Here is a 22915-nt window from a genome sequence, read left to right on the forward strand (position 1 = left end):
ACTACTTAGGGGGTTATTGGCACACGCGCAGATCGGTCTTCCACGCCTGACACCTCTTGCTTAGCCGGTCCGTCAGAGGCCGATCGGTGTAGAACGTGTCGATCTCAGCCAACGAGGTGATACGCGCGGGGGCTGCACGCTGAAACTTTGAATGATCGGCCACAAGAAAGGTGCGCCGTGTCTGGGCCAGGATCGTCTGGCTTACCTGGACCTCTTGAAAGTCGAAATCCAGTAGGTCGCCATCGGCATCAAGTGCCGAGCAGCCGATGACCGCATAATCGAACTTGAAGTGCCGGATGGTCGCGACTGTCAGATTACCCACCAACCCGCCATCCGACCTGCGCAGGACACCGCCCGCGACGACGATTTCGCAATCCGCGTTCTCGGCCAGAATATTGGCGACATTCATGTTGTTGGTGACGACCATCAAGTCCTTGTGGTTCACCAATTGGCGCGCAACCGCCTCGGTCGAGGTGCCGATGTTCATGAAAACAGACGCGCCGTCCGGGATGTCTAGGGCACAGGCCGACGCAATGCGCGCTTTGGCCTCATCGTTCAGGGCGCGGCGATCCTCATAGCCAATATTGGAAACGCCCGAGCGAATGACGGCCCCGCCATGCACCCGGTCCAGTTTCCCCAGATCCGCCAGCTCAGACAGGTCGCGGCGTATGGTCTGAACCGTGACCCCGAACTGAGCGGCTAGGTCATCCACCATCACACGGCCATCCTGTCTGGCGATGTTCAGGATGTCTGACTGACGAAAGGAAAGGGACATATTCTTCTCCGAAACGGTGTGGGTTCGTTTTTGTTCTAATTTCGAAGGGTTTCCAAGAGATCTGTTTGGCCACACTTTTGAAACACTTCGATTTGTAGTGATAAAACGAAAAAAAACGAAAGTAAACATTGACGAAACGCGCGTTCATCGGGTTAATGAGCCCGGTTTTTCCAACAAAGAGAATCATCCGGACATGGAACGGCACACGGACAAGGTCACGGACCTTTTCATCATTGGTGGTGGGATTAACGGGTGCGGAATAGCGCGCGATGCGGCCGGGCGCGGATTGTCCGTGACATTGGCCGAGATGAACGATCTTGCTTCGGCGACGTCATCGGCCTCGACCAAGCTGTTTCATGGCGGCTTGCGGTATCTGGAGTATTTCGAATTCCGTCTGGTGCGCGAGGCGTTGATCGAGCGTGAAACACTACTGCGGGCGATGCCGCATATCAGCTGGCCGATGCGGTTTGTATTGCCGTATCACAAGGATATGCGGTTCGATTCTGAAACGCCGACCTCGCGACTTCTCAGCACCGTAATGCCTTGGATGAAGGGACGGCGCCCGGCGTGGCTGATCCGTCTGGGCCTGTTTATGTATGACCATCTGGGGGGGCGCAAAATCCTGCCGGGGACAAGCTCACTGGATCTGCAAAGCGCACCGGAAGGCGAGCCGCTGCAAGACAAGTTCCACACAGCCTACGAATATTCCGACTGCTGGATCGAGGATTCACGGCTGGTTGTGCTGAATGCCCGCGATGCCGAGGCACGCGGGGCGAATATCCTGGTACGGACCGAAGTTCTGGCGGCCAAACGCGTCGATGATCTGTGGGAAATTACCATCCGCGATAAGCAGAGCGGCGACACGCAGACGGTGCAGGCTAAAATGCTAATCAACGCAGGTGGACCTTGGGTTGGGGACATCATCCAGAACAAGATCCACGTTGACTCTCGCGAAGGCGTGCGCCTTGTACGCGGCAGCCATATTGTGACGCCCAAGCTTTATGATCACGACAAATGCTATTTCTTTCAGGGTGAAGACGGGCGCATCATTTTCTCCATTCCGTATGAGCGCGATTTTACGCTGATCGGCACAACGGACCAGGATCATCCAGACCCGGCAGAGCCCCCGATCTGTACGGAGACCGAGAAGGAATATCTGTGCGCGTTTGCCTCGAAGTATTTCCAAAAACCGGTTACGCGCGATGACATCGTGTGGACCTATTCTGGTGTGCGTCCGTTGTATGACGACGGGGCCAGCAGCGCCACTGCGGCGACGCGGGATTATACGCTGAAAGTTGACGCGCAGGGTGGGGCGCCAGTGCTGAATGTCTTTGGCGGCAAGATCACCACCTATCGGCGTCTTGCCGAGAGTGCGATGGACAAAGTGTCCGAGCATTTCCCCGATCTTCCCGGCCCCTGGACTGCAGGCGTTTCGCTTCCGGGCGGCGATTTTCCAGTTGGTGGCGTACCGGATTTGGTCGAGGCACTGTTGGCCGACTACCCGTTTCTGGACCGTGTCTGGGCGCAACGTCTGGTTCGCGCTTATGGCACTGAGGCCAAGACAATTTTGGGCGACGCCAAGTCCGTATCGGATCTGGGTGAGGACTTCGGTGCAACGCTAACCGCGCGGGAACTGGCGTGGCTGATGGATAAGGAATATGCGCGCACGGCCGAAGATGTTGTCTGGCGCAGAAACAAGATGGGTCTGCGGTTAAGTGCCGAGCAGATCGCTGGCATTCAAGGCTGGATGGATAGCAAAACCAAACCCGTCGCAGTGAACGCCTGACCAAAAAAGTAAAAAGCCCCGCCAGTTTGGCGGGGCTGTTGTCCTGGGTCACGCGGCCTCTTCTGATGGGCCCGGATCGTCTTTGGTTCCCTTGATCCATTCCCGCATCCCCTGCAGCAGGGCGTAAAGGACCGGCACTAGGATCACGCCGACCAGAGTGGCTGCCAGCATCCCGCCGAACACGGCGACACCGATGGCTTTCTGGCTGGCGGCACCCGCGCCGCTGGCCGCCAGAAGCGGCACAACACCCAGCAGGAAGGACAGGGCCGTCATCATCACCGCACGGAAACGCTGAAAGGCGGCCTCGGCTGCAGCGTCTTTGACCGACAATCCCTTGGCACGTTGCTCCATCGCGAATTCAACGATCAGGATGCCGTTCTTCGAGGCCAACCCCACAAGCATGATCATCCCTATCTGCGTATAGAGGTTGATGTCGCTGCCCACGATAGCCACGGCCGCCACCGCCCCGAACAAGGCGACGATCACCGATAACAGGATCGACACGGGCAAGGTCCAACTCTCGTATTGCCCTACAAGGAAGAGGTATCCGAACAGGATCGCCAGACCGAGGATGATCACTACCAGACCACCGGTCGCCAATTGTTGCTGCGCGGTCCCGGTCCATTCAAAGGCATAGCCCGGGGGCAGGGCGGTCGTGGATTCCTCGGTCATGACGGTGATCGCGTCACCGGTGGATAACCCGGGTGCCGGAACCGCTGTAACGGTCGCCGAACGGAACAGGTTGTGACGTTTCAGCAAGACCGGGCCCAGTACGTTTTCGACGTCGATGAGCGTACCCAACGGCACCATCTCACCCTTGGTCGAGCGCACATATAGGTTCGAGATATCGTCGACATTATCACGATAAGAACCGTCGGCCTGGATCATCACGCGATACACGCGCCCGAACAGGTTGAAGTCGTTCACATAGTATGACCCCAACTGCGCCTGCATCGTCTGGAACACCTCGGCCACGGACACTTGCAGCGTCTTGGCCTTTTCGCGGTCCAGATCCACAAACAACTGAGGAACGTTGGCCCGGAAGGTGGTATAAGCCTGACCGATTTCTGGTCGTTGGTTGGCCGAATAGACGAATGAACCAACTGCAGACGCCAGATCCTGAGGCGTACCGCCTCCGGTCTGCTGCACTTCCATCTCCACACCGGCCGAGTTGCCCAGGCCTTGAATGGGGGGTGGGTTGAACGCGATTATCGATGCGGCGGTTTCACCATAGGCAATCGCCAGCACTTTCTGCAGGATTGCATCAGCGCTCAGGTCGTCCTCTTTACGTTCATCCCAGTTGTCGAGGTTCACAAAGATCGCGGCGCCGTTTGTCGTCGTACCGTTCAGGATTGAGAACCCGTTGATCAGAACTGTGCTTGCGACGCCGGGGATCTGTTGGATCTGTGCGTCGACACGTGCAGTGACCGTTTCGGTCCGTTCCAACGTCGCAGCGTCTGGCAGTTGCACATCCACGAACAGGTATCCGTTGTCTTCCAGCGGAAGGAAGCCACTGGACGTGTTGGACATGATCGTGCCCGTGCCCATGGCCAGCGCGACAATAATCCCCAGACCGATGATCGGAAGGATCAGCAATTTGCGTACGATGGCGACATAGCCATTGCGAACGCTGCCGATGAAGTTTTCGAACACCGCCAACAGCCCCTTGGGCGGACCGGAGCGTGCCTTCAACACCAAGCCGCACAATGCGGGCGACAGCGTCAACGCGTTGATCGACGAGATCACAACAGCGGTCGAGATTGTCACGGCGAACTGCGAATAAAGCCGTCCCGAGATGCCGGGCATAAAGGTGACAGGCACGAATACCGCCAACAAAACCAGCGTGGTTGCAATCACCGGACCGGTGATCTGCCCCATGGCCTTGCGCGTTGCCTCAGCCGGTGGAAGCCCTTCGTCGGCGATGATCCGTTCGACGTTTTCGACCACAACGATCGCGTCATCCACAACGATCCCGATGGCCAGCACCAGCGCGAACAAAGAGATCGTGTTCAGCGACATACCGAAAAGCAGCAAGAACGCGAATGTCCCGATCAACGACACGGGGATCGCAACCGCCGGAATGATCGTCGCGCGCCAGCTTCCAAGGAAGACAAACACCACCGAGATCACAAGGATGAAGGTCAGGATCAGGGTCGAGACCACGTCATTCAGCGACTGTTTGACAAAGTCTGTGGTGTTGAAAGGTACGGCGTATTCCACATCCGTCGGGAAGGTTCGGGACAATCGCTCAAGCTCGGCCTCGACACGGTCCGACACGGCCAGCGCATTCGCGCCAGGTGCCTGATAAATGCCGATTACCGTGGCCGGGACACTGTCGAAATAGCCCGAAGCCGCATAATACTCCGCACCCAGCTCAACCCGCGCGATGTCCTTGACCCGTACGATTGAACCGGCATCCCCGGTTCGGATGACAATGTCGCCGAATTCTGCGGCCGAGGTCAGGCGGCCCTTGGTTTTGATCGTGTATTGAAAGGTCTGCCCTTCCGGGACCGGAGGAGCGCCGATGGAACCGGCCGAAACTTCGACGTTTTGTTCCTGAATTGCATTGATCACGTCACCGGGTGTGATGGACAAAGCAGCCATCTGATCCGGGTCCATCCAGATCCGCATGGCGTATTCCAGATTGGTCAGAACGTCGGCTTTACCCACACCCTGAACACGCGCCAGCGCGTCTTTCAGGTTGATCGAGGCATAGTTGGACAGAAAGACACTGTCATATGTCTCATTCGGCGAGGTCAGCGTCACCAGCAACAGCATGTTGGTGGATGCTTTTTGAGTGACCACACCAGATGAGGTCACTTCGGCAGGCAGGGACGACATGGCCTGAGCCACGCGGTTCTGCACGTTGACTGAGGCGATATCCGGGTCGGTGCCCACTTCGAACGTGACGTTGAGCGAATAGGATCCGTTGTCTGCCGAGGTCGACGTCATGTAGATCATGTCGTCCACACCGTTGACCTGCGCCTCGATCGGGGCGGCGACTGTGTTTTCCACGGTTTCGGCGTTGGCCCCGGTGTAGGTGGTCGTCACGCTGACCACCGGTGGCGTAATGTCCGGGAACTGGGCGACCGGCAGAACCAGATAGCCGATGCCGCCCATAATCGTCAGGACAAGCGAAATAACTAGGGCCAGCTTGGGCCGGCTAATGAACAGGGCTGAGAACATCCGTTATTCTCCCGGCTGTTCAGAGGCGACGACGGCATCCACCGCAACGCCCGGGCGAACCCGCTGCAGGCCCTCAACGATCACGCTTTCGCCTTCGCGCAGGCCATCCGTCACAATAATCGCGGTCCCAACCACGTCGCCGGTTGTGATATAGCGCTGTTCGACCATCTGCTTGTCATTCACCACCAGCACGAACTCACCGCGCTGATCGCGTTGCAATGCGGCCTGAGGCACCAGCACCTGAAGAGTAGGCTCCAATGCTTCGATTTGAACGCTCAGGAATTGGCCGTCGATGATATACCGATCGGTGTTAGGGAACTCAGCGCGGACGGTGATCGCACCTGTCAGAGGGTCGATGCGGTTGTCCACAAATACGATTTTTCCCGTTTCACCCAAGTCGGTTCCGTTTGGCAGCGTTAGATTCACATTGGGGCTTTTATCGCTTTCCGCCAACGTCGCTGCGCTTTCGTTGTATTGCTCAAGAACCGAGGTGAACTGCTTTTCGTTCAGCGAGAAATTCACATAGATAGGGGCTTCGCTTACCAGATTGACGAGCGGAGGATTTGTCGGCCCCACAACGTCGCCTACGCTCGTTTCCACACGTCCAATCCGCCCGTCAAACGGCGCGTGGATCTCAGTATAGCTCAGGTCCAACTCCGCTTGTTGGATGGCAGCGTGAGCGGCCTTGACCTCGGCCTCGGCGACCAGTTCATTGGCGCGGGCGATGTCACGCTCGGACTCCGGGGTGGCATCGCGTTTGTACAGCTCTTCCTTTCGGGCCAGATCGACCTTGGCAAGCTCCAGATTGGCCTCGGCCCGGTCCAGATCGGCTTTCCGGGCCTCCAGGGTCGCCTCATAAAGGTCGGGTTCGATGGTGAACAACAGGTCGTCTTTTTTGATAAGCGCACCGTCTTCCACATCCTGAGTTTCAAGAAAGCCGTTCACGCGGGCGACAATATCCACCTTGTTAATGGCCTCGGCGCGCCCGATGAACACGGCCTCATCGGTAATTTCTTCGGTATAGGCCGCTGCGATAGACACTTTCGGCGGCGGCGCGTCGCTTTGATCCTGGGCTAGCGCCGTGAACGAGACGCCCAAACTGGTCAGTGCCGCGATGGCCAAGACCGGACCTCTGTGTCGGAAAAAGGAATTCTTTAATGCAAGGGACATGGCGGGCGCCTCGTTAGACCTATGGATATTGCGTCGAGGCAGCTCTGTTGCCTCGACGAGTCGTGCTGATTTCTTGGCAGGATGGCCGTTTTGGAACTTTATCTCAAGCTTCTTGAATGCGTCGGCCGGGTGATGTGCCCGGAAATTATTTCGGTTTCAGGCGGACTTACGCCAAGATCCTATGGAGTTTTGACGCCCAAACCCGGTTTTCGCCCCATTTCAAAAGAAAACGGAGGCCAAATGGCCTCCGTAACTATGGTGTCGCGATCCAAAATATCAGTCGCGCTGGCCAGCGAACCTGGATTGCCAGTCTTCACGCTGTTCGTCCGTGATCTTGGCGAACAGAACGTCCGGCACAGTGAACGCGTGACCGGCGGGCAGTGCGTCCAGCGCGGCCGCAACATCGTCCGGCCAGCTGGTATCCAATGTGTTCATTGCGCTCAGCATCTTGGCCGAGGCTTCAGGGATGAACGGTGCGCTGAGAACGGCGTAGAGGCGGATCAGGTTCAGGCCCAGACGTACCTGAGCGGCGGCCTGTTCAGGGTCTTCCTTGAAAGTCGACCATGGTGCGGCGGCCTGCAGGTATTCATTTCCGGCAACCCAGATCGCGCGCAGTTCCTGCGCGGATTTGCGAACCTCCATTGCCTCCATATGCCCTTCATAGGCGCGGACGCGTTTGGACAGTTCTTCGATCAGCGCCTGTTCGCGGTCGCCATAAGCGCCGCCTGCAGGAACTGACTCGCCGAATTTCGAACGGCAAAACTTGGTGATGCGGCTGACAAAGTTACCCAGAACATCCGCGAGGTCCTTGTTCACAGACTGTTGGAAGTTCTCCCATGTGAATTCGCTGTCGCTGCTTTCCGGTGCATGGCTCAGCAGCCACCAGCGCCAATAATCGGCCGGCAGGATTTCCAGCGCCTGATCCATGAACACACCACGGCCCTGGCTGGTCGAGAACTGCCCACCATCGTAGTTCAGGTAGTTGAACGACTTGATGTAGTCGACAAGCTTCCAACGTTCGGATGACCCAGATTCTTCGTTGTAGGTGTTGGTGCCCAAAATCGTTGCCGGGAAGGAAAGGGTGTGGAAGGGCACATTGTCCTTGCCCATGAACTGGACATAACGGACATCGTCCGCACCTTTGTCGGTGCGCCACCAGCGCTCCCAGTCGGCGTCGGTCCTGCCGTTGGCATCCGCCCATTCCTTTGCGCAGGCGATGTATTCGATCGGCGCGTCGAACCAGACGTAGAAGACTTTGCCCTCCATACCGGGCCAGTCCTGATCGCCCTTCTTGACCGGAACGCCCCAATCCAGATCGCGGGTGATGCCACGATCCTGCAGGCCATCACCGTCATGCAGCCACTTCTTGGCAATCGAGGTGGTCAGGATCGGCCAATCTTTCTTGCTGTCGATCCACGCGTCCAGCTGATCTTTCATCGCAGATTGACGCAGGTACAGGTGCTTGGTCTCGCGCACCTCCAGATCGGTCGATCCGGATATGGCCGAGCGCGGCTCGATCAAATCGGTCGGGTCCAGCTGTTTGGTGCAGTTTTCACACTGGTCGCCCCGCGCACGTTCATAACCGCAATTGGGGCAGGTACCTTCAATGTAGCGGTCAGGAAGAAAGCGGCCATCGGCGTTCGAATAGACCTGTTTTTCGCTGACTTCGCGGATCAGCCCTGCATCGTCCAGCTTCCCGGCGAAATGCTGGGTCAGCGTCTTGTTTTGCTCGCTGGACGAACGGCCAAAATGATCGAAACTCATACCAAAACGCTTGGCGATGTCGGCCTGAACCTCGTACATATCTGCGCAATATTCAGCCACTGGCTTGCCCGCTTTCGCTGCGGCCAGCTCGGCAGGTGTGCCGTGTTCGTCCGTGGCGCAAAGGAACATAACCTCGTTCCCCCGGCCACGCAGGTAGCGTGCGTACAGATCAGCCGGCAATTGCGAGCCGATCAGGTTACCGAGGTGCTTGATCCCGTTGATGTAAGGGATCGCTGAGGTGATGAGAATCCGAGCCATGTTCCGTTTCCGCGTAACTGTCTGCGCGCCCGTCTACATTATGTAACCGGCCAGCAAAACCCCGGCTTTGGTTCGGACGTCATTTTAGGCACGGGTCGCTGGGAAAATCGGCCTGAGTTGCAGCCTTGGATTGCATCGTATTCTCCGCATGCAATACCTCAGAGTTGTAAATTAGAATCACAAACTCTTGAATTTCCGCAATGACTTCCCATCTATCATGTATACCACAGTATACAATAACGAGGGCAAACAACTGATGTTCGACTTTCTGCTTGAGGGTGCATTTGTACCCTTCACTTTGGCGCTTGCGCTTCTGTTCGGCCTGCTTGTGCTGGAACTGATCGCATTGGTCCTGGGTGGAAGCCTTATGGCGGGCGAGGGCGATGTCGATCTGGATGTTGTGGATGCCCCCGATCTGGATGTCGGTGATTTCGGTCTGGATATTGATGCCGACATGGATCTGGGCGATTTCGAATTCGCCGAGATCGAGGCAGACGCGCCAGGCGCGGTCTCTGCGGGACCTTTAGCGTGGCTGGGGATCGGCAAAGTACCGTTCATGATCTGGCTGGTGGTTCTGCTGGCAGGCTTCGGTTTGTCCGGTATGGGCCTGCAACTGACGCTGCGCGACCTGTTAGGCTTTGACCTTCCGCCTTGGATGGCCGCGATTCCCGCCGGTGCCTTTGGCCTGTGGTTTGCACGTGGCTTTGGCGGCATCTTTGCTCGTCTGCTGCCCAAGACAGAAACCGAGGCGATGTCGGAGCGCCTGCTCGCCCGTCGCCGCGGCGTGATCACCCAAGGCACCGCTTCGCGCGGACGCCCCGCCGAGGTGCGCGTCATGGATCGATTTGGCAATACCCACTACCTGCGCGCCGAGCCGTTGCAGGACAAGGACACGCTTGAGCAGGGCACCGATGTGCTTGTGCTGCGCGACCGACGGCGCGACCGGTTCGTTCTGGTCGGCATGTCTGAATAACCAAAATTTCTAACCCCATCACGGAGGATTTTGCATGGAACTTACATTCCTAGCCGTCACAGTTGTGACCATTCTGGCAGTAGTTTTGTTTATCGGCCTTGTGCTTGGCCGTCTTTACCGCCGCGCGACCCGAGAGATCAGCCTGGTGAAAACCGGTGCTGGCGGTAAGAAAGTCATCATGGATGGTGGCGTCATCGTCGTGCCGTTGCTGCACGAAGTCAGCCCCGTCAACATGAAAACCCTGCGCCTTGAGGTTCAGCGCAGCGGAGAGGCCGCTCTGATCACCAAGGACCGGATGCGCGTGGACGTGGGCGTCGAGTTCTACGTCTCGGTCATGGCGACAGAAGAGGGCATCGCACGTGCTGCGCAAACCCTTGGCGACCGTACATTCGACGTCGAACAGCTACGGGAAATGATCGAAGGCAAATTGATCGACGGTCTGCGCGCTGTTGCGGCCCAGATGACGATGGACGGTCTGCACGAAAACCGCGCTGACTTTGTGCAAGAGGTGCAGAATGCGGTGTCCGAAGACCTTCTAAAGAACGGTCTATCCCTGGAATCTGTTTCGCTGACTGCATTGGACCAGACGCCGTTTGAGGCGCTGGACGAGAACAACGCCTTTAACGCTGTGGGTATGCGCAAATTGGCCGAGGTGATTGCGACCTCAAAGAAAGAGCGTGCGCAGATTGATGCCGATGCCGAGGTCGAAGTGCGCCGTGCAGCGATGGAAGCTCAGCGTCAGAAGCTGTTGATTGAAAAGGACGAAGAGCAGGCGCGCATCGAGCAGACGCAGCAGATCGAAACGCTGCGCGTCGCGCAAGAGGCCGAGGTTGCAGCCCGGACCGAAGACTCGGTACGTGAAACCGAACGCGCACGGATCGCCCGTGAAGAAGCCATTCGCGCCGCAGACATTGAGCGTGAGCGCAAAATCCGCGAAGCCGAGATATCGAAAGAGCGGGAACTGGAAGTCGCCGAGCAAGAGCGGCAGATCATCATCGCGCAGAAATCCGAAGAGGAAAGCCGCGCGCGTGCATCTGCTGATTTGGCCCGTGCCGAGGCAACCAAAGCGACCGAAGCCGTGGCGACCGCGCAGAAGGTGGCCGAGGCCGAGCGTATCAAGCAGATCGCGCTGATCGAAGCCACCCGCGAGGCCGAGCGTCAGGCGACGGCAATCCGACTGGCTGCACAGGCTGAGAAAGAAGCCGCCGCTGACCGCGCCGAGGCCCGCCGTGAAGAGGCGCAGGCCGAAGCGGACGCTCTGAACATTCGGGCTGAGGCCAAGAAGAATGACATGCTGGCCGAAGCCGAAGGTAAGCGTGCGATCGTCGAAGCAGACAACGTGCTGTCAGTGGATCAGATCCGCATGAAGGTTGATCTGGCACGGATCGAAACCATGCCGTCGATCATCGCGGAAATGGTCAAACCGGCTGAGAAGATCGACTCGATCAAGATCCATCAGGTTGGCGGTATCGGTGGCACCAATGGCGGCGGCACATCGAACGGTGACAAGCCGGTCGTCAACCAGGCGCTGGACTCGATCATGGGAATGGCGGTGCAGATGCCCGCGCTCAAGAAGCTGGGCGAAGAGCTTGGCCTGTCGATGGAAAACGGTGTCGGGGGTGTCGTCAACGGTGCGCTTGAATCGACGGTTGAACCTGCCGAAGAAGGCGGCGTGATCGAAGAAGGATCGCGGACAGAACACTAATCGAAAGGGGCCGGGGTTTTCCCGGCCCTTTTTTATTGCCTTTCACGCGACCGTTTCAGCAAACGACCAATCGTGAACGACGTGCGTGGCGCGTAGACATAGTTGGTCCGCTCTTCGGGCGTCGGGCGTGAGCGCATTCGGGCCAGGCCAAAGATGATCAGGAAAATATGGCCGACCGCTACAAATGCAAACAGGGCTCCGGGTCCGAACTGCTGAATCAGTGTCGATGAGATATAGGGTGAGGCTATCGCACCCAAAGCGAACCAGAACATCAGTGCCGCGGATAGCTCAACCCGTTCTTCTGCCGTTGCAAAGTCGTTTGCATGAGCGGAAGAGACCGAGAAGATCGGGAAGGTTGTCAGGCCAAAGAAAACAGCGGCCAGCATGACGCCTGCCGTTCCTGTTCCGCTGGCCGCCATTGTGACACCGCTGCTGACGACCGCAGCAACGGACAGCCAGATCAGCACCCAACGCCTGTCATATTTGTCGGCCAGCCAGCCAACCGGGTACTGCGCCAGAGCACCACCCAAAACAAAGGATGCCAGGAAGAATGCAATTTGGTCCACGTCCAACCCAACTTCCTGACCGTAAACCGGACCAACCATACGAAACGATGCAGAGCTGAGCGCAGCGACGATTACCCCTGCAACGGCCAGAGGCGAACTGCGCCAGGCCAATTTGGGTCTCAACCGAGGGGCGTCGGGTGTTTTTGGCTGACTGGCCCGTGTCAACGTCAACGGCAACAGGGACGCGCAGCACAGAATCGCCAGCAAGTTGTAGGACACGTATGAAGCAGGCGGCAGAACCGCGATGATCAACTGCGCGCACAGGGACGCGCCCATATCTGCGATGCGATAAGTCCCCATGGCGCGGCCGCGCGTTTCGTTTGTGACTTTGGCGTTCAGCCATGCCTCGATCACCGTATAAGCCCCGGCGACACAGGTTCCAGACGCGACCCGAAGGGCTGCCCAGATGTACGGGTTTTCGGTCAAAGTATGCCCAATAAGACCCATAGCGCCCAAGGCCGTACAGACTGCGAAGGCCCGCGAATGACCAACGCTGCCCATTAGGCGCGGGGCCCACCAGCAGCCAATGAAGAAGCCAAGGAAGTGCGCCGAACCCAACATACCAATTTGTCCGGTCGAGAAACCAAGCGTGATGCCGGATATGGCATCCAAAGGACCAACGCCGCCCGTTGAGAGCTGCAGGAGAATGACAGAAAGAAACAGGGCGGCAAAAGAAATGATCGTGCGCATAGTGCGCCCAGCATTACCCCATCAGCGAGCGTTGCGCGTGATAATTCGACCTCTGCGCGTCGTTTTTTGTCCTTTGGGTGTCAGGCCTTGCGGGTCAACTCGGCCCGGATGTTCAAAGACACGGTATCGGCGACCAGATCGGGATAGCCAGAGGCGCCGAATTCGTGGCGGTTCAACGCGCCTGACAGTCGAATTGACAATGCGTTCAGGTCATCAGCCTCGGTTCCGGGTTCGCGGTACAGATTGGCTTGCAGGGTCACCGGGCGTGTGACCCCGCGCACCGTCAGGTCTCCGGTGATGGTTGCGCCTTCGGAAATGCGGCCGGCGGGGCCAAGCTGTATCCGGGTCGATTTGAACATTATGGTCGGAAATTCCTGCGCGTTTAGCACGCTTTTACTTAGCATCGGGCCGCGGGCAAAGGGCAGCCGGGTGCGCGCCGCGGCTACATTCAGCACGACGGTGACACGGCTGTTTTGCAATTGATCCGTGTCGACCCGAATATCTGCCGATTGGATCGGCATCGTGCCTGACTGCGCAACCCCCGAGAGCATGAAGGAAAAACCGACGGACGTCCCGGCTCGAGACAATTCATATTGGACCAACGCAGCATGAGTTGGCCGTGCCAACGGAATGCTCGCCAGACCCGCAATCAGAAAGCGCCGCGTCAATGATCTCATGCCAAAACCTCTTGTCTGCGGGGGCGCGAGCGGCTGAGCAGGAACAGCAGAATTCCGATGTTCAGGCCATTCCATAGAATGCCGTTCACGAAGGCCAGTTGGTAATTGCCGGTCACGTCGTAAATCCAGCCGGACATCCATCCCCCCAGCGCCATGCCCATGATCGTCATCATCATGACAAACCCCACGCGCGCGCCGGCCTCTCGCGGGGGCATGTATTCGCGCACGATAAGGGCATAACCGGGAACGATGCCGCCTTGTGACAGGCCAAAAAGCAGGCTGATCAGGTAGAGTGAGACCATCCCGTCATAAGGCAAGAACAGGAACAGTGCGAGGCATTGAAGAACCGAGCCGATCAGAACCGTCAGGACGCCGCCAAGTTGATCAGCGACCATGCCTGATATGACTCGGCTGATCACACCTCCGAACAGCATCAGGGACAACATCTCGGCGCCGACTGTGGGTCCGTAACCCAGCCCGACGCAATAGGACACGATATGCACCTGAGGCATCGACATCGCGACGCAGCACGAAATACCGGCCAGACCGAGGATGTATTGAAGTGCCCGGGGGGAAATGCCAACGCTGCGCGCCTTGATTTGTGCGGCCGACGCGGCGGTGCTGTGCGCCTCGGCCGGGACCTGTCGGCGCAACAGCAGAGACAGGGGGATAACGACCAGCAGCGTTATGACCGCCAGCGTCAGGTAGACCTGCTGCCAGCCGTCGCGTGCGAGTATGCCGGACAGCAATGTCGGCCAGATAGCCCCAGACAGGTAGTTTCCGCTTGCCACCAGACCCACAGCGATCCCGCGCCGTTTCATGAACCAGTGCGAGATGTCGGCGATCAATGGTCCAAAGCCGATGGATGCCCCGAGGCCCAACAGAAGATGTGCGACGGACAACATCACAATGTTTGGCGCCAGTGTCGCCAGCAGATAGCTGGTGGCGCTGAGGATTGCGGCCCCGATCAGGGCTTTGGTCACGCCCAGCCGATCCACCAATTGCCCCATCCAAAAATTGCCAAGGGCGAACCCGATCATGGCCAATGTGTAAGGCATCGCGGCCTCGGCACGTCCGGCGTTGAATTGGGTTTCGACGGCGGGCATTACCACGATGACGGCCCACATTCCCACATTTGCCACGGTTGCGATGATCAAAGTGATCGCAAGTCGCAGCCAGGAATATCGGCTATCGTGGATCGCGTGGCTCATCCCGAAACGCTAGGGCTCGGCCTGTGCTTTGGCCAGTCACAAACCCCGTGATGGGCGCGTGATCACACGGGTGTGTCTTCTGTGGCGATCTGTTGCAGGTGCAGACCGGCGCGCGGTTTGGTCTGCGTGGCATGCCAGCTGACCGGGGGCAGGGCGCGGGCACGGCGGCGGGTCAGGGTCCAGCGTCGGGCCTCTGCCTGATGGTCTGCGGCCATGTGCCAGCGCGTCTCTACCCCCTGTGCACCACCGTCACCAGGGGTCAGCAGCACCCCAAGCGGAGCCCGCCCCATCGCACCACCCTGTTCTGCGGCCAGATGCATGCGCCGCACTGGCGTCAGCCCCGGTGCGCCCGGCAGATCACCGACAACCAGAGGCATGGCCGCGCTGCGCAGGGCCTCTTCTACGCACCACAGCAGGTCTTCGGACCGGGTCGGGCGCACAAAGATGAACCGGGCGGGATCGGCAAAGGCCATCATGCCATCGGGGTTAAGCTGGCCGGGCTCCCATGCGGGCGCGATCCACAGCACCGGCCCCTGCATCTGCCCCGCCAGCCACATGGCAAAGCTGCGCCGGGCGGGGCCGCAGGCCTCGTGCACGCGGGCCAGTTGCAGTCTGATCTGCGGATGAAGATCTATCCCCGGCACCTCACGTGCGGGTTTGCGGCCAAGAAGATGTGTAGACATGCCGTCAGGCTAGCATGTTCTTATTTTGTTCTCAATCGTGGAGTTGCGGCAACGGATGCCTTAGCGAGACAAAAGCAGGCGGCCATTGGCGAACTGGATATTCGAGAACCGATGCAGGTAATCCATACCCAGCAAGGATTTGTCCAATTCCCCTTCGTTTACCCAGGCCGAGATATTCTGGTCCGTGATTGGCCCCAATGCCAGCGTGTCCAGACGCACTGGCGCGGTCCGCACAACGCCATTGGCCGTGTTTGCCCGGCCGAAATAATTCAACTGATCAGGGTCGATGCCAACACGTTTGGCATCCCGCGAGCTTAAAACAATCTGGCTTGCACCGGTGTCCACCAAAAAGGTGATCGGCTCTCCGTTCACATCAATGGGCAGGTAATAGTGTCCGTCGGAGGCGCGCGGAACCTCTATAGTCTGGCCGGTGACGGTCATCTGCGGGGCAGGGCCAACGGTGGTGCGAATGTCTTCCCACAGGCCGACAGCGGCAATGACACCAATAAAGATAAAGACCCACGCCAAAGCCTGCTGCAGCGTTTTGTTCAGAGACTGGCGGTTTTGCGCAACAAACCACGCCACAACGGCCGTACCAAGCACGGCCAGATATACCAAACGTCCAATGTTGTCGCCGTCCATAACGCTCCTCACCATATTCACTGAAAGATATATGGGGTTTTACGACGCAAAACCAAAGGCCTTGAGGCCGTCCAGGATGAATTGAACCGACAACGCCGCCAGCAGCATCCCCAGCAGCCGCGTCAATACGTTCAGGCCGGTTTTGCCCAGCAGGCGCGCAATCAGGCCGCCGGACAGAAAGAAGGTCAAAACCACGGCCATGACGGCCAGCATGACGATACAAGCCTCGACAATGCCAAGAATGCCCGGGTGTTCTCCGGCCAGCAGGATAATCGTTGCAATTGATCCGGGGCCGGCGACCAGCGGAATGGCCAGCGGGAACACGGACGGGTCGTGGTGTTCTTCTTCTTCCTCAACCCGGTCTTCACGGCGTTTGGTGCGGCGTTCGAACAGCATGTCCAATGCGGTAAGGAACAACAATGCGCCCCCGGCAACCTTGAAGGCCTCTATCGAGATTCCGACAAAGCCCAATACCGCTTCGCCAAAGGCGGCAAATGCAATGAGTATGCCAGAGGCCACGGCACAGGTGCGATATGCCGTCCGGCGACGGGCGCGGGCGTCCATGTCCTGAGTTAAAGCCACAAAAATCGGCGCGGTGCCAAAGGGGTCAATCACCACGAACAGGGTGGTGAAGGCAGTGATGAAAAAGGCGAGGTCGATCATTTGCCGGCACCTTGTTGGAGGTCTAACAGAACGGCCACAGCTTTTTCCGCCAGATTGCTTGGAACATAGACGTGGTCGTGGTGATACCCCGCGACCATGTTTGCCGGAATTCTACTTTGGGCAAGAGCATCGGACACTGCAGCAGTCAAGCCAACGCCTTCTAGTGAGGAATGAACCCGCAAGGTGATGCACTTCATACTGATGGCGCCAGCGGGTGCTGCGTCGATCGGCACGATAAGGGACAGACCTTCGGCCTCCATACAACTAGCCCGCGTTCCTTCGGGCCAAGCTTTGTCATGCGGCCAAACGACAAAGGCAAATTCCCCGTCCTGAAGTTCAGGGCGCATGCCTGCGATCATGGCTGTCGTTTCGATTACCGGTTTCGTCATGTCGCTTCGGCCTTTTCAAGACGTTCTGCGGCGACGACCCAAAGGGCCTCGGCTTTTTGCATGGCCTCGACCACTTCGGCAAATTTCCGGTTCCACGTTGCAAGATCGTTTTTCCTGTCGTCCTCGTAAAGCGCAGGATCTGCCAGTTTGGCCGACAGTTTATCATGCATATCCGTTAGCTTCTCGATCCGGTCCTCGCATTTGCGAAGGTCCGCCCGTAGGTTCAGCACTGCCTCGCGCGAGGGGCGCTTGGGCTTGATCACTTGCGGTTTCTCTTTGGCCGGTTTGTCGCGTCCCAGCAGCATTGTGCGATAGGTCTCGAGATCTCCCTCGAAGGGTTTGACCGTTCCGTCCGAGACCAGCCACAGATGGTCCGCGACCAGCGACAATAGGTGCATATCGTGGCTGACCAGAACCACCGCACCGGAATAGGCGGTCAACGCTTCGACCAGCGCCTCACGGCTTTCGATATCCAGGTGGTTGGTCGGCTCGTCCAGGATCAACATATGCGGCGCGTCGATGGTGGCGATCAGCAGCGACAGGCGTGCCTTCTGGCCGCCCGATAGACGACCAACCTTAGTTTCAGCCTGATCCGCGTTCAGCCCGAACCCCGCCAGACGCGACCGCCACTTGCCCGGCGCCTCGTTCGGGCGCAGGCGTCGCAGATGGTCCAGCGGCGTTTCGTCCACATAAAGCTCATCCACCTGATGCTGCGCAAAATAACCAATCCGCAGCTTGTTGCTGCGGGTCATCTTGCCCGCCATCAGGGGCAGGCGGTCGGACAGCAGCTTGGACAGGGTCGACTTGCCCTGACCGTTCTTGCCCAGCAATGCGATCCGGTCATCCTGGTCAATACGCAGGTTCAGGCGGCGCAGAACCTCGGTTTCACCATAGCCGGTCACACCGCCTTCAAGCTGAATGATCGGCGGGGACAGCTCTTCTGGCTCTGGGAAGGAGAATGCGCGCAGAGCGGCCTCTTGAGGGGTTGAAACCAGCTGAATGCGCTCGATCATTTTCAGGCGTGACTGGGCCTGAACCGCCTTGGATGCTTTGTAGCGGAAGCGATCCACGAAACTCTGCAGATGGGCGATCCGGGCCTTGGCTTTCACGTTCTCGGATTCCGCCTGTGCCAGTCTTTCAGCGCGGCGTTCGGCGAATTTGTCATAAGGAACCGCGTAATAGGTCAGCTTGCGGTCTTCCAAATGCAGGATCGACCCCACCGCGCGGTTCAGCAACCCGCGGTCGTGGCTGATGATGATGACGGTGTGCGGATATTTGGCCAAATAGCTCTCCAGCCACAGCGCACCTTCGAGGTCCAGATAGTTCGTCGGTTCGTCCAGCAACAGCAGGTCGGGCTGTGAAAACAGCACCGCCGCCAACGCCACGCGCATCCGCCAGCCGCCCGAGAAGTCGGAGCAGGGACGCAACTGGTCGTCATCATCAAACCCAAGACCTTTGAGGATCGAGGCGGCGCGCGCTTCGGCGGACCAGGCGTCGATATCTACCAGGCGGGTCTGGATTTCGGCGATACGTGTGGGATCGGTCGCGGTGTCGGCCTCGTCCATCAGCGCGCTGCGCTCGGTATCGGCGGCCAGAACCGTGTTGATCAGCGACACATCCGAGGAGGGCACCTCTTGCGCCACTCCGCCAATCCGGGCGCGCTTCGGGACATTGATATTGCCTGATTCCAGCGCCAATTCGCCCCGGATCAGTCGGAACAGGGTTGTCTTCCCCGTGCCGTTCCGCCCCACAAGGCCTACCTTGTGGCCGTCGGGAATGGTCGCACTGGCCCCATCGAACAGGGGGCGGCCTTCAACCGCGTAGGTTATGTCTTGAATCCTTAGCATGACGCGCTCTTAGCAGAGCCTTGTGGCCGCCGCCAGCAGCTTGATATGTTCAATATCCAGGCAATGTGTTAGCGCTGATCCGGTTGGCATTACTCGACGGTTTTCATCATGCGCGCGGCTCAGACGCCTCCTTCTTTGGTCACTTTGATCTTCGCCACGGCGTTGTCGGTGCTGTCGTTGAACATGTTCCTGCCGTCGCTCGCGCGAATGGCCGAGGGGTTTCAGGTCGACTACGGCCTGATTAACCTGTCAGTCGCCGGGTATCTGGCGGTGTCCGCTGTGTTGCAATTGATCATGGGGCCGTTGTCGGACCGGTATGGCCGCAGGCCGATCCTGTTGATTTGTATGACAGTTTTCACAGTGGCCTCCATTGGCTGCGTATTGGCCGAGTCGATCTGGATATTCCTCGGTTTCCGTTTGCTTCAAGCAGCGGTGGTGGCCGGGCCCGTGCTGTCCAGCGCCTCGATCCGGGATCTCTATGCCCCGAACGAGGCCGCCAGCAAACTGGGCTATGTTGCGATGGCTATGGCTTTGGCACCGATGTTTGGCCCGATGCTGGGCGGTGCATTGGATATGCTGTTCGGTTGGCGCGCCGGGTTCATTTTGTATTCGGTCCTCGGGGCGGGGATGCTGGTGCTGTTGTGGGCGGATATGGGTGAGACGAATGCGAACCGTTCCGCAACATTCTCGGCTCAGCTAAAGGAATACCCGCACTTGTTTCGCGCGCGTCGGTTTTGGGGTTACGCACTGTGTGCCGCGTTTTCGATTGGCGGGTTCTTCAGCTTTATCACTGGTGCGCCGCTGGTCGCCGCAGTCTGGTTCGACCTGAGCCCTGCCATGCTGGGGCTGGGGATCGGAATTATTACCGGCGGCTTCATGGTGGGAAATTTCATCACCGGGCGTATCGCAGCACACACGAAGCTGACGACGATGATCCTGATCGGCCGCGTCGTTGCCTCTATTGGCCCTTTCTGCGGGTTGCTGCTGTTCATAGCAGGTCTGGGCTCGGTCTGGGTATTCTTCGGATCGGCCATTTGCGTGGGCTTCGGTAACGGGCTGACCAATGCCAACGCCTCGGCCGGCGTAATGTCCGTGCGACCAAATCTGGCGGGCAGCGCCGCGGGGCTTTCCGGGGCGCTAATCGTGGCGTTGGGCGCAGTTCTGACCTTGATGACCGGCGCGTTTGTTAGCCCCGAAAATGGGCCCTATCTGGTGTTGGGTATGATGTTCGCCAGCAGCTTTGTCGGATTGCTTGCTGTGCTTTACGTTCGCCGGATCGACGCGTCAGAGCCCTTGCCGGACACAATCTGATCGCCAAGACCCACTGGCGCAATCATTCCACTTTTCATGAGGCACATACCGTGTTAGGCGGCGCGCGATGGATTTCGGCGCGTACCTCGCGCCATATAGTAAGGAGAGGCCGATATGGCACTGGAACGCACATTCTCGATCATCAAACCTGATGCAACCCGTCGCAACCTGACTGGCAAGATCAACGCCAAGTTCGAAGACGCTGGCCTGCGCATCGTTGCGCAAAAGCGCATCCACATGACCAAAGCTCAGGCTGGCAAGTTCTACGACGTGCATGCCGAGCGTCCGTTCTATGACGAACTGTGCGAATTCATGTCCTCCGAGCCGGTTATCGTTCAGGTTCTGGAAGGCGAAGGCGCCATTGCAAAGAACCGCGAAGTCATGGGCGCAACCAACCCCGCAGACGCAGCACCCGGCACCATCCGGGCCGAGTTCGCAGAATCGGTTGGCGAAAACTCGGTCCACGGTTCGGACGCGCCTGAAACTGCTGCGGTTGAAATCGCATACTTCTTCTCGGGCATCGAACTGGTCGGCTAATCCGTCATCAGACGAAGTTCTGGGCCGTATCCCATTGGGGGTGCGGCCTTTTTCGTTTCAGACCTGTTTAAGATCTTTCGGCGCGACCCGTATGCCTATCGCATCCAGATCAGAAATCATCCGGGTTTCCGGGGCGGTGCTGACGCTGGATTTTATCGCGTCGAACTTTACGCGCAGTGCCTTCTTTTCCTCGCCCTTGCAGTCGTTCCAGGGGCGCCCCTGCAATCCCATCACCAATACGTAGTATCCGATGAAATGCGGCCGGGTGCCCGCCTGCAATAGCCGGGCATAGGCTTCATCCGGCCCCAAATCGCGCAATTCCTGCGCAGAATGAATACCTGCGCGTGCGCAGGATTGCTCAAAAGCCGGGCCGAGATTGCGGATCGATGAAACAGGATCAGACATACCCCCGTCTTAGCCAAATGCCCGGACAGAGTCATTCGGTTGTTCGAGCAAAATCAGATGTTCTGGTCATTGCTGTTGATCAACGGAGTTAGTCGTTGATCGGATCGCAGGAATATGAATTCATGATCACGTACTGGATCCTCGGTGAAAGGGACGCTCTTAATGGCTCGGGTCAAAAACTGTTTTGTTATCCCGGGCACATTCGATGAGGCGGGTTTTACTAAATCTTTGAAAGAATTGGCATTGCGGTTCGAGGCCGCTGAACCTGCTGGAAATTTTGATATTCTGGATTGTCATGACCAATCCCTCAGGGCATCTGCCAAGGTTTTGATCCAAACCGATGGGTCCCTGATCTTTATGCACGGTGGCCGAGCCGTAACCCAGTGGTGCAAGGGTCACGGCAAGTTCGTGCAGGATTTGCCTGACGGACCCGTCAAGGCGGGTCTAGCGGGCTTTCCCAAGTTGCGCGCGTTGATGAACGTCGGGGCGGGCAAGGCCAAGCACCGCTCGTTTGCCATTCTGGGTGACCTGCAAAAGACACAAGTGCGTGGCACGATGATGTTGATGTCCTCGGATCAGGGGCAGGTAACAGTTGTAACCGTTCAACACATGCGCGGATATGACCGAGCGTATAAGACTGTTTGTGAAAATCTGACGAAATTGGAGGGTGGCAAGAGCAAGGCTAAGCCATTGTTCGAATGGTTGTTTCCCGACGCGACCATATACAAGGCCAAGCCCGAAATCCGCGTTAGTAAACAAGAGCCATCAATCGAGGTCGCCACCGACATCATTCGCACCTATCTGGCGGTCGCGCGCCAGAATGAGGCGGGCGTGATCGATGATATCGATACTGAATTTCTGCATGACTACCGCGTTTCTCTGCGCCGCGTGCGATCTGTGATCAGTCTGTTCAAGGGGGTGCTCTCGCCTGAACAAACCGCTGCATTGAAGCGCGAGTTTTCCGGTTTGATGGAGCCCACTGGCCGAGCGCGGGATTTGGACGTCTACCTGTTGGAAAAAGACAGTTACTTCAATCTGATACCGCCGAACCTTCATGAAGGTGCCGTGACCATGTTTGCGCAATTCGAAAAGGAACGCAGCCAGGCACTTGGCCGTTTGTCCCGGCGCTTTCGAACGCAAGGTTATGACAATCAGATGAAAAAGTTGACCGAGCTTTTCGCTGATCCGACAAACCTGCAGCTTGGCCCAAATGCAGATCGGCCTGCCTACGAATACGCTCGCGCCCTGATCTGGAAGCGATATCGCAAAACCTGCAAACTGGCGCGCGGCATTACGCCAAACACGCCTGACGAAGCTGTGCATAGTCTGCGGATCGACTACAAAAAACTGCGTTATCTTATGGAGTTCTTTGCGTCTTTGTTTGACGCAAAGGCATTTAAAACGATCATCAAGCCATTGAAAAAGCTGCAGGATAATCTGGGTCTGTTCAATGATTTCTCAGTCCAACAAGAGGCGCTTCTGAATTTTGTGAAACAGCACACCAATAAGCAAGGCCGCGCTGATGCGCAGTTGGCCTTGTCCGTAGGCGGGCTGATTTCCGTTCTGGATCAGCGCCAAATGGCGGAACGTGACCGTGTCATCGCAAGTTTCAAGCATTTCGACAGCCCGGACATCCGGCACTTGTTCCGCGGTTTGTTTCATCAAAAGGAGGGCTGA

19 protein-coding genes are annotated in these 22915 nt (G+C 57.9%); 6 read left to right on the plus strand and 13 right to left on the minus strand.

Going from position 1 to position 22915, the window contains the following annotated elements; all coding sequences use genetic code 11:
• Positions 1–13: 13 nt before the first annotated feature.
• Positions 14–775 (minus strand): DeoR/GlpR family DNA-binding transcription regulator, encoded by a 762-nt coding sequence (locus AC2FIS_RS01660; RefSeq protein WP_496771734.1) that lies wholly within the window; start codon positions 773–775, stop codon positions 14–16.
• 193 nt (positions 776–968) lie between these two features.
• Between AC2FIS_RS01660 and glpD the strand changes: the two genes are divergently transcribed.
• On the plus strand, positions 969–2561 hold the full coding sequence (gene glpD / locus AC2FIS_RS01665; RefSeq protein WP_496771735.1) for a glycerol-3-phosphate dehydrogenase: 1593 nt from the start codon (positions 969–971) through the stop codon (positions 2559–2561).
• A gap of 48 nt (positions 2562–2609) precedes the next feature.
• Here glpD and AC2FIS_RS01670 read toward each other — a convergent pair whose 3' ends face one another.
• The 3 genes from AC2FIS_RS01670 to metG form a co-directional block, all read right to left on the minus strand.
• Complete coding sequence (locus tag AC2FIS_RS01670; protein ID WP_496771736.1) at positions 2610–5747, minus strand: efflux RND transporter permease subunit; 3138 nt, start codon at positions 5745–5747, stop codon at positions 2610–2612.
• Between the two features lie 3 nt (positions 5748–5750).
• Entirely contained in the window at positions 5751–6917 is a 1167-nt protein-coding gene (locus AC2FIS_RS01675) for an efflux RND transporter periplasmic adaptor subunit (protein ID WP_496771737.1), read from the minus strand.
• Positions 6918–7193: 276 nt separating this feature from the next.
• Complete coding sequence (metG, locus tag AC2FIS_RS01680) at positions 7194–8939, minus strand: methionine--tRNA ligase (protein WP_496771738.1); 1746 nt, start codon at positions 8937–8939, stop codon at positions 7194–7196.
• Positions 8940–9156: 217 nt separating this feature from the next.
• On the opposite strand from metG, the gene AC2FIS_RS01685 reads away from it, so the two are divergent.
• Together AC2FIS_RS01685 and AC2FIS_RS01690 are read left to right on the plus strand one after the other, a co-directional pair.
• Entirely contained in the window at positions 9157–9912 is a 756-nt protein-coding gene (locus AC2FIS_RS01685) for an OB-fold-containig protein (protein ID WP_496771739.1), read from the plus strand.
• 34 nt (positions 9913–9946) lie between these two features.
• Positions 9947–11617, plus strand: coding sequence for a flotillin family protein (locus AC2FIS_RS01690; protein WP_496771740.1), 1671 nt, complete (start codon positions 9947–9949; stop codon positions 11615–11617).
• 32 nt (positions 11618–11649) lie between these two features.
• Here the strand turns inward: AC2FIS_RS01690 and AC2FIS_RS01695 are convergent, their stop codons facing one another.
• The 8 genes from AC2FIS_RS01695 to AC2FIS_RS01730 form a co-directional block, all read right to left on the minus strand.
• Positions 11650–12873 (minus strand): MFS transporter, encoded by a 1224-nt coding sequence (locus tag AC2FIS_RS01695; RefSeq protein ID WP_113788969.1) that lies wholly within the window; start codon positions 12871–12873, stop codon positions 11650–11652.
• An 80-nt stretch (positions 12874–12953) separates the two neighbouring features.
• Positions 12954–13550 (minus strand): YceI family protein, encoded by a 597-nt coding sequence (locus tag AC2FIS_RS01700; protein ID WP_496771741.1) that lies wholly within the window; start codon positions 13548–13550, stop codon positions 12954–12956.
• Positions 13547–14761 (minus strand): MFS transporter, encoded by a 1215-nt coding sequence (locus AC2FIS_RS01705; RefSeq protein WP_496771742.1) that lies wholly within the window; start codon positions 14759–14761, stop codon positions 13547–13549. Before AC2FIS_RS01705 ends, AC2FIS_RS01700 begins: the two co-directional genes overlap by 4 nt.
• Positions 14762–14823: 62 nt before the next feature.
• On the minus strand, positions 14824–15444 hold the full coding sequence (locus tag AC2FIS_RS01710) for an ImuA family protein (protein WP_496771743.1): 621 nt from the start codon (positions 15442–15444) through the stop codon (positions 14824–14826).
• Positions 15445–15504: 60 nt separating this feature from the next.
• A complete protein-coding gene (locus tag AC2FIS_RS01715) occupies positions 15505–16086 on the minus strand; it encodes a retropepsin-like aspartic protease family protein (RefSeq protein WP_282151030.1) in 582 nt (193 codons plus the stop codon).
• Positions 16087–16125: 39 nt separating this feature from the next.
• On the minus strand, positions 16126–16749 hold the full coding sequence (locus AC2FIS_RS01720) for a MarC family protein (RefSeq protein ID WP_496771744.1): 624 nt from the start codon (positions 16747–16749) through the stop codon (positions 16126–16128).
• The gene (locus AC2FIS_RS01725) at positions 16746–17138 is read right to left on the minus strand and encodes an ACT domain-containing protein (RefSeq protein ID WP_496771745.1); all 393 of its coding nucleotides are present in this window, start codon (positions 17136–17138) and stop codon (positions 16746–16748) included. Before AC2FIS_RS01725 ends, AC2FIS_RS01720 begins: the two co-directional genes overlap by 4 nt.
• A complete protein-coding gene (locus tag AC2FIS_RS01730; protein ID WP_496771746.1) occupies positions 17135–18985 on the minus strand; it encodes an ABC-F family ATP-binding cassette domain-containing protein in 1851 nt (616 codons plus the stop codon). Before AC2FIS_RS01730 ends, AC2FIS_RS01725 begins: the two co-directional genes overlap by 4 nt.
• A gap of 108 nt (positions 18986–19093) precedes the next feature.
• On the opposite strand from AC2FIS_RS01730, the gene AC2FIS_RS01735 reads away from it, so the two are divergent.
• Together AC2FIS_RS01735 and ndk are read left to right on the plus strand one after the other, a co-directional pair.
• A complete protein-coding gene (locus tag AC2FIS_RS01735; protein ID WP_496771747.1) occupies positions 19094–20296 on the plus strand; it encodes a multidrug effflux MFS transporter in 1203 nt (400 codons plus the stop codon).
• 114 nt (positions 20297–20410) lie between these two features.
• On the plus strand, positions 20411–20833 hold the full coding sequence (ndk, locus tag AC2FIS_RS01740) for a nucleoside-diphosphate kinase (RefSeq protein ID WP_058273797.1): 423 nt from the start codon (positions 20411–20413) through the stop codon (positions 20831–20833).
• Between the two features lie 57 nt (positions 20834–20890).
• On the opposite strand, the gene AC2FIS_RS01745 is transcribed toward ndk, so the two are convergent.
• Positions 20891–21238: a TfoX/Sxy family protein gene (locus AC2FIS_RS01745; protein ID WP_496720090.1), complete on the minus strand. Its 348-nt coding sequence runs from the start codon at positions 21236–21238 to the stop codon at positions 20891–20893.
• Positions 21239–21400: 162 nt separating this feature from the next.
• Here AC2FIS_RS01745 and AC2FIS_RS01750 point away from each other — a divergent pair, with 162 nt between their 5' ends.
• A complete protein-coding gene (locus AC2FIS_RS01750) occupies positions 21401–22915 on the plus strand; it encodes a CHAD domain-containing protein (RefSeq protein ID WP_496771748.1) in 1515 nt (504 codons plus the stop codon).

The organism is Ruegeria sp. CDSB113 (assembly GCF_059611045.1).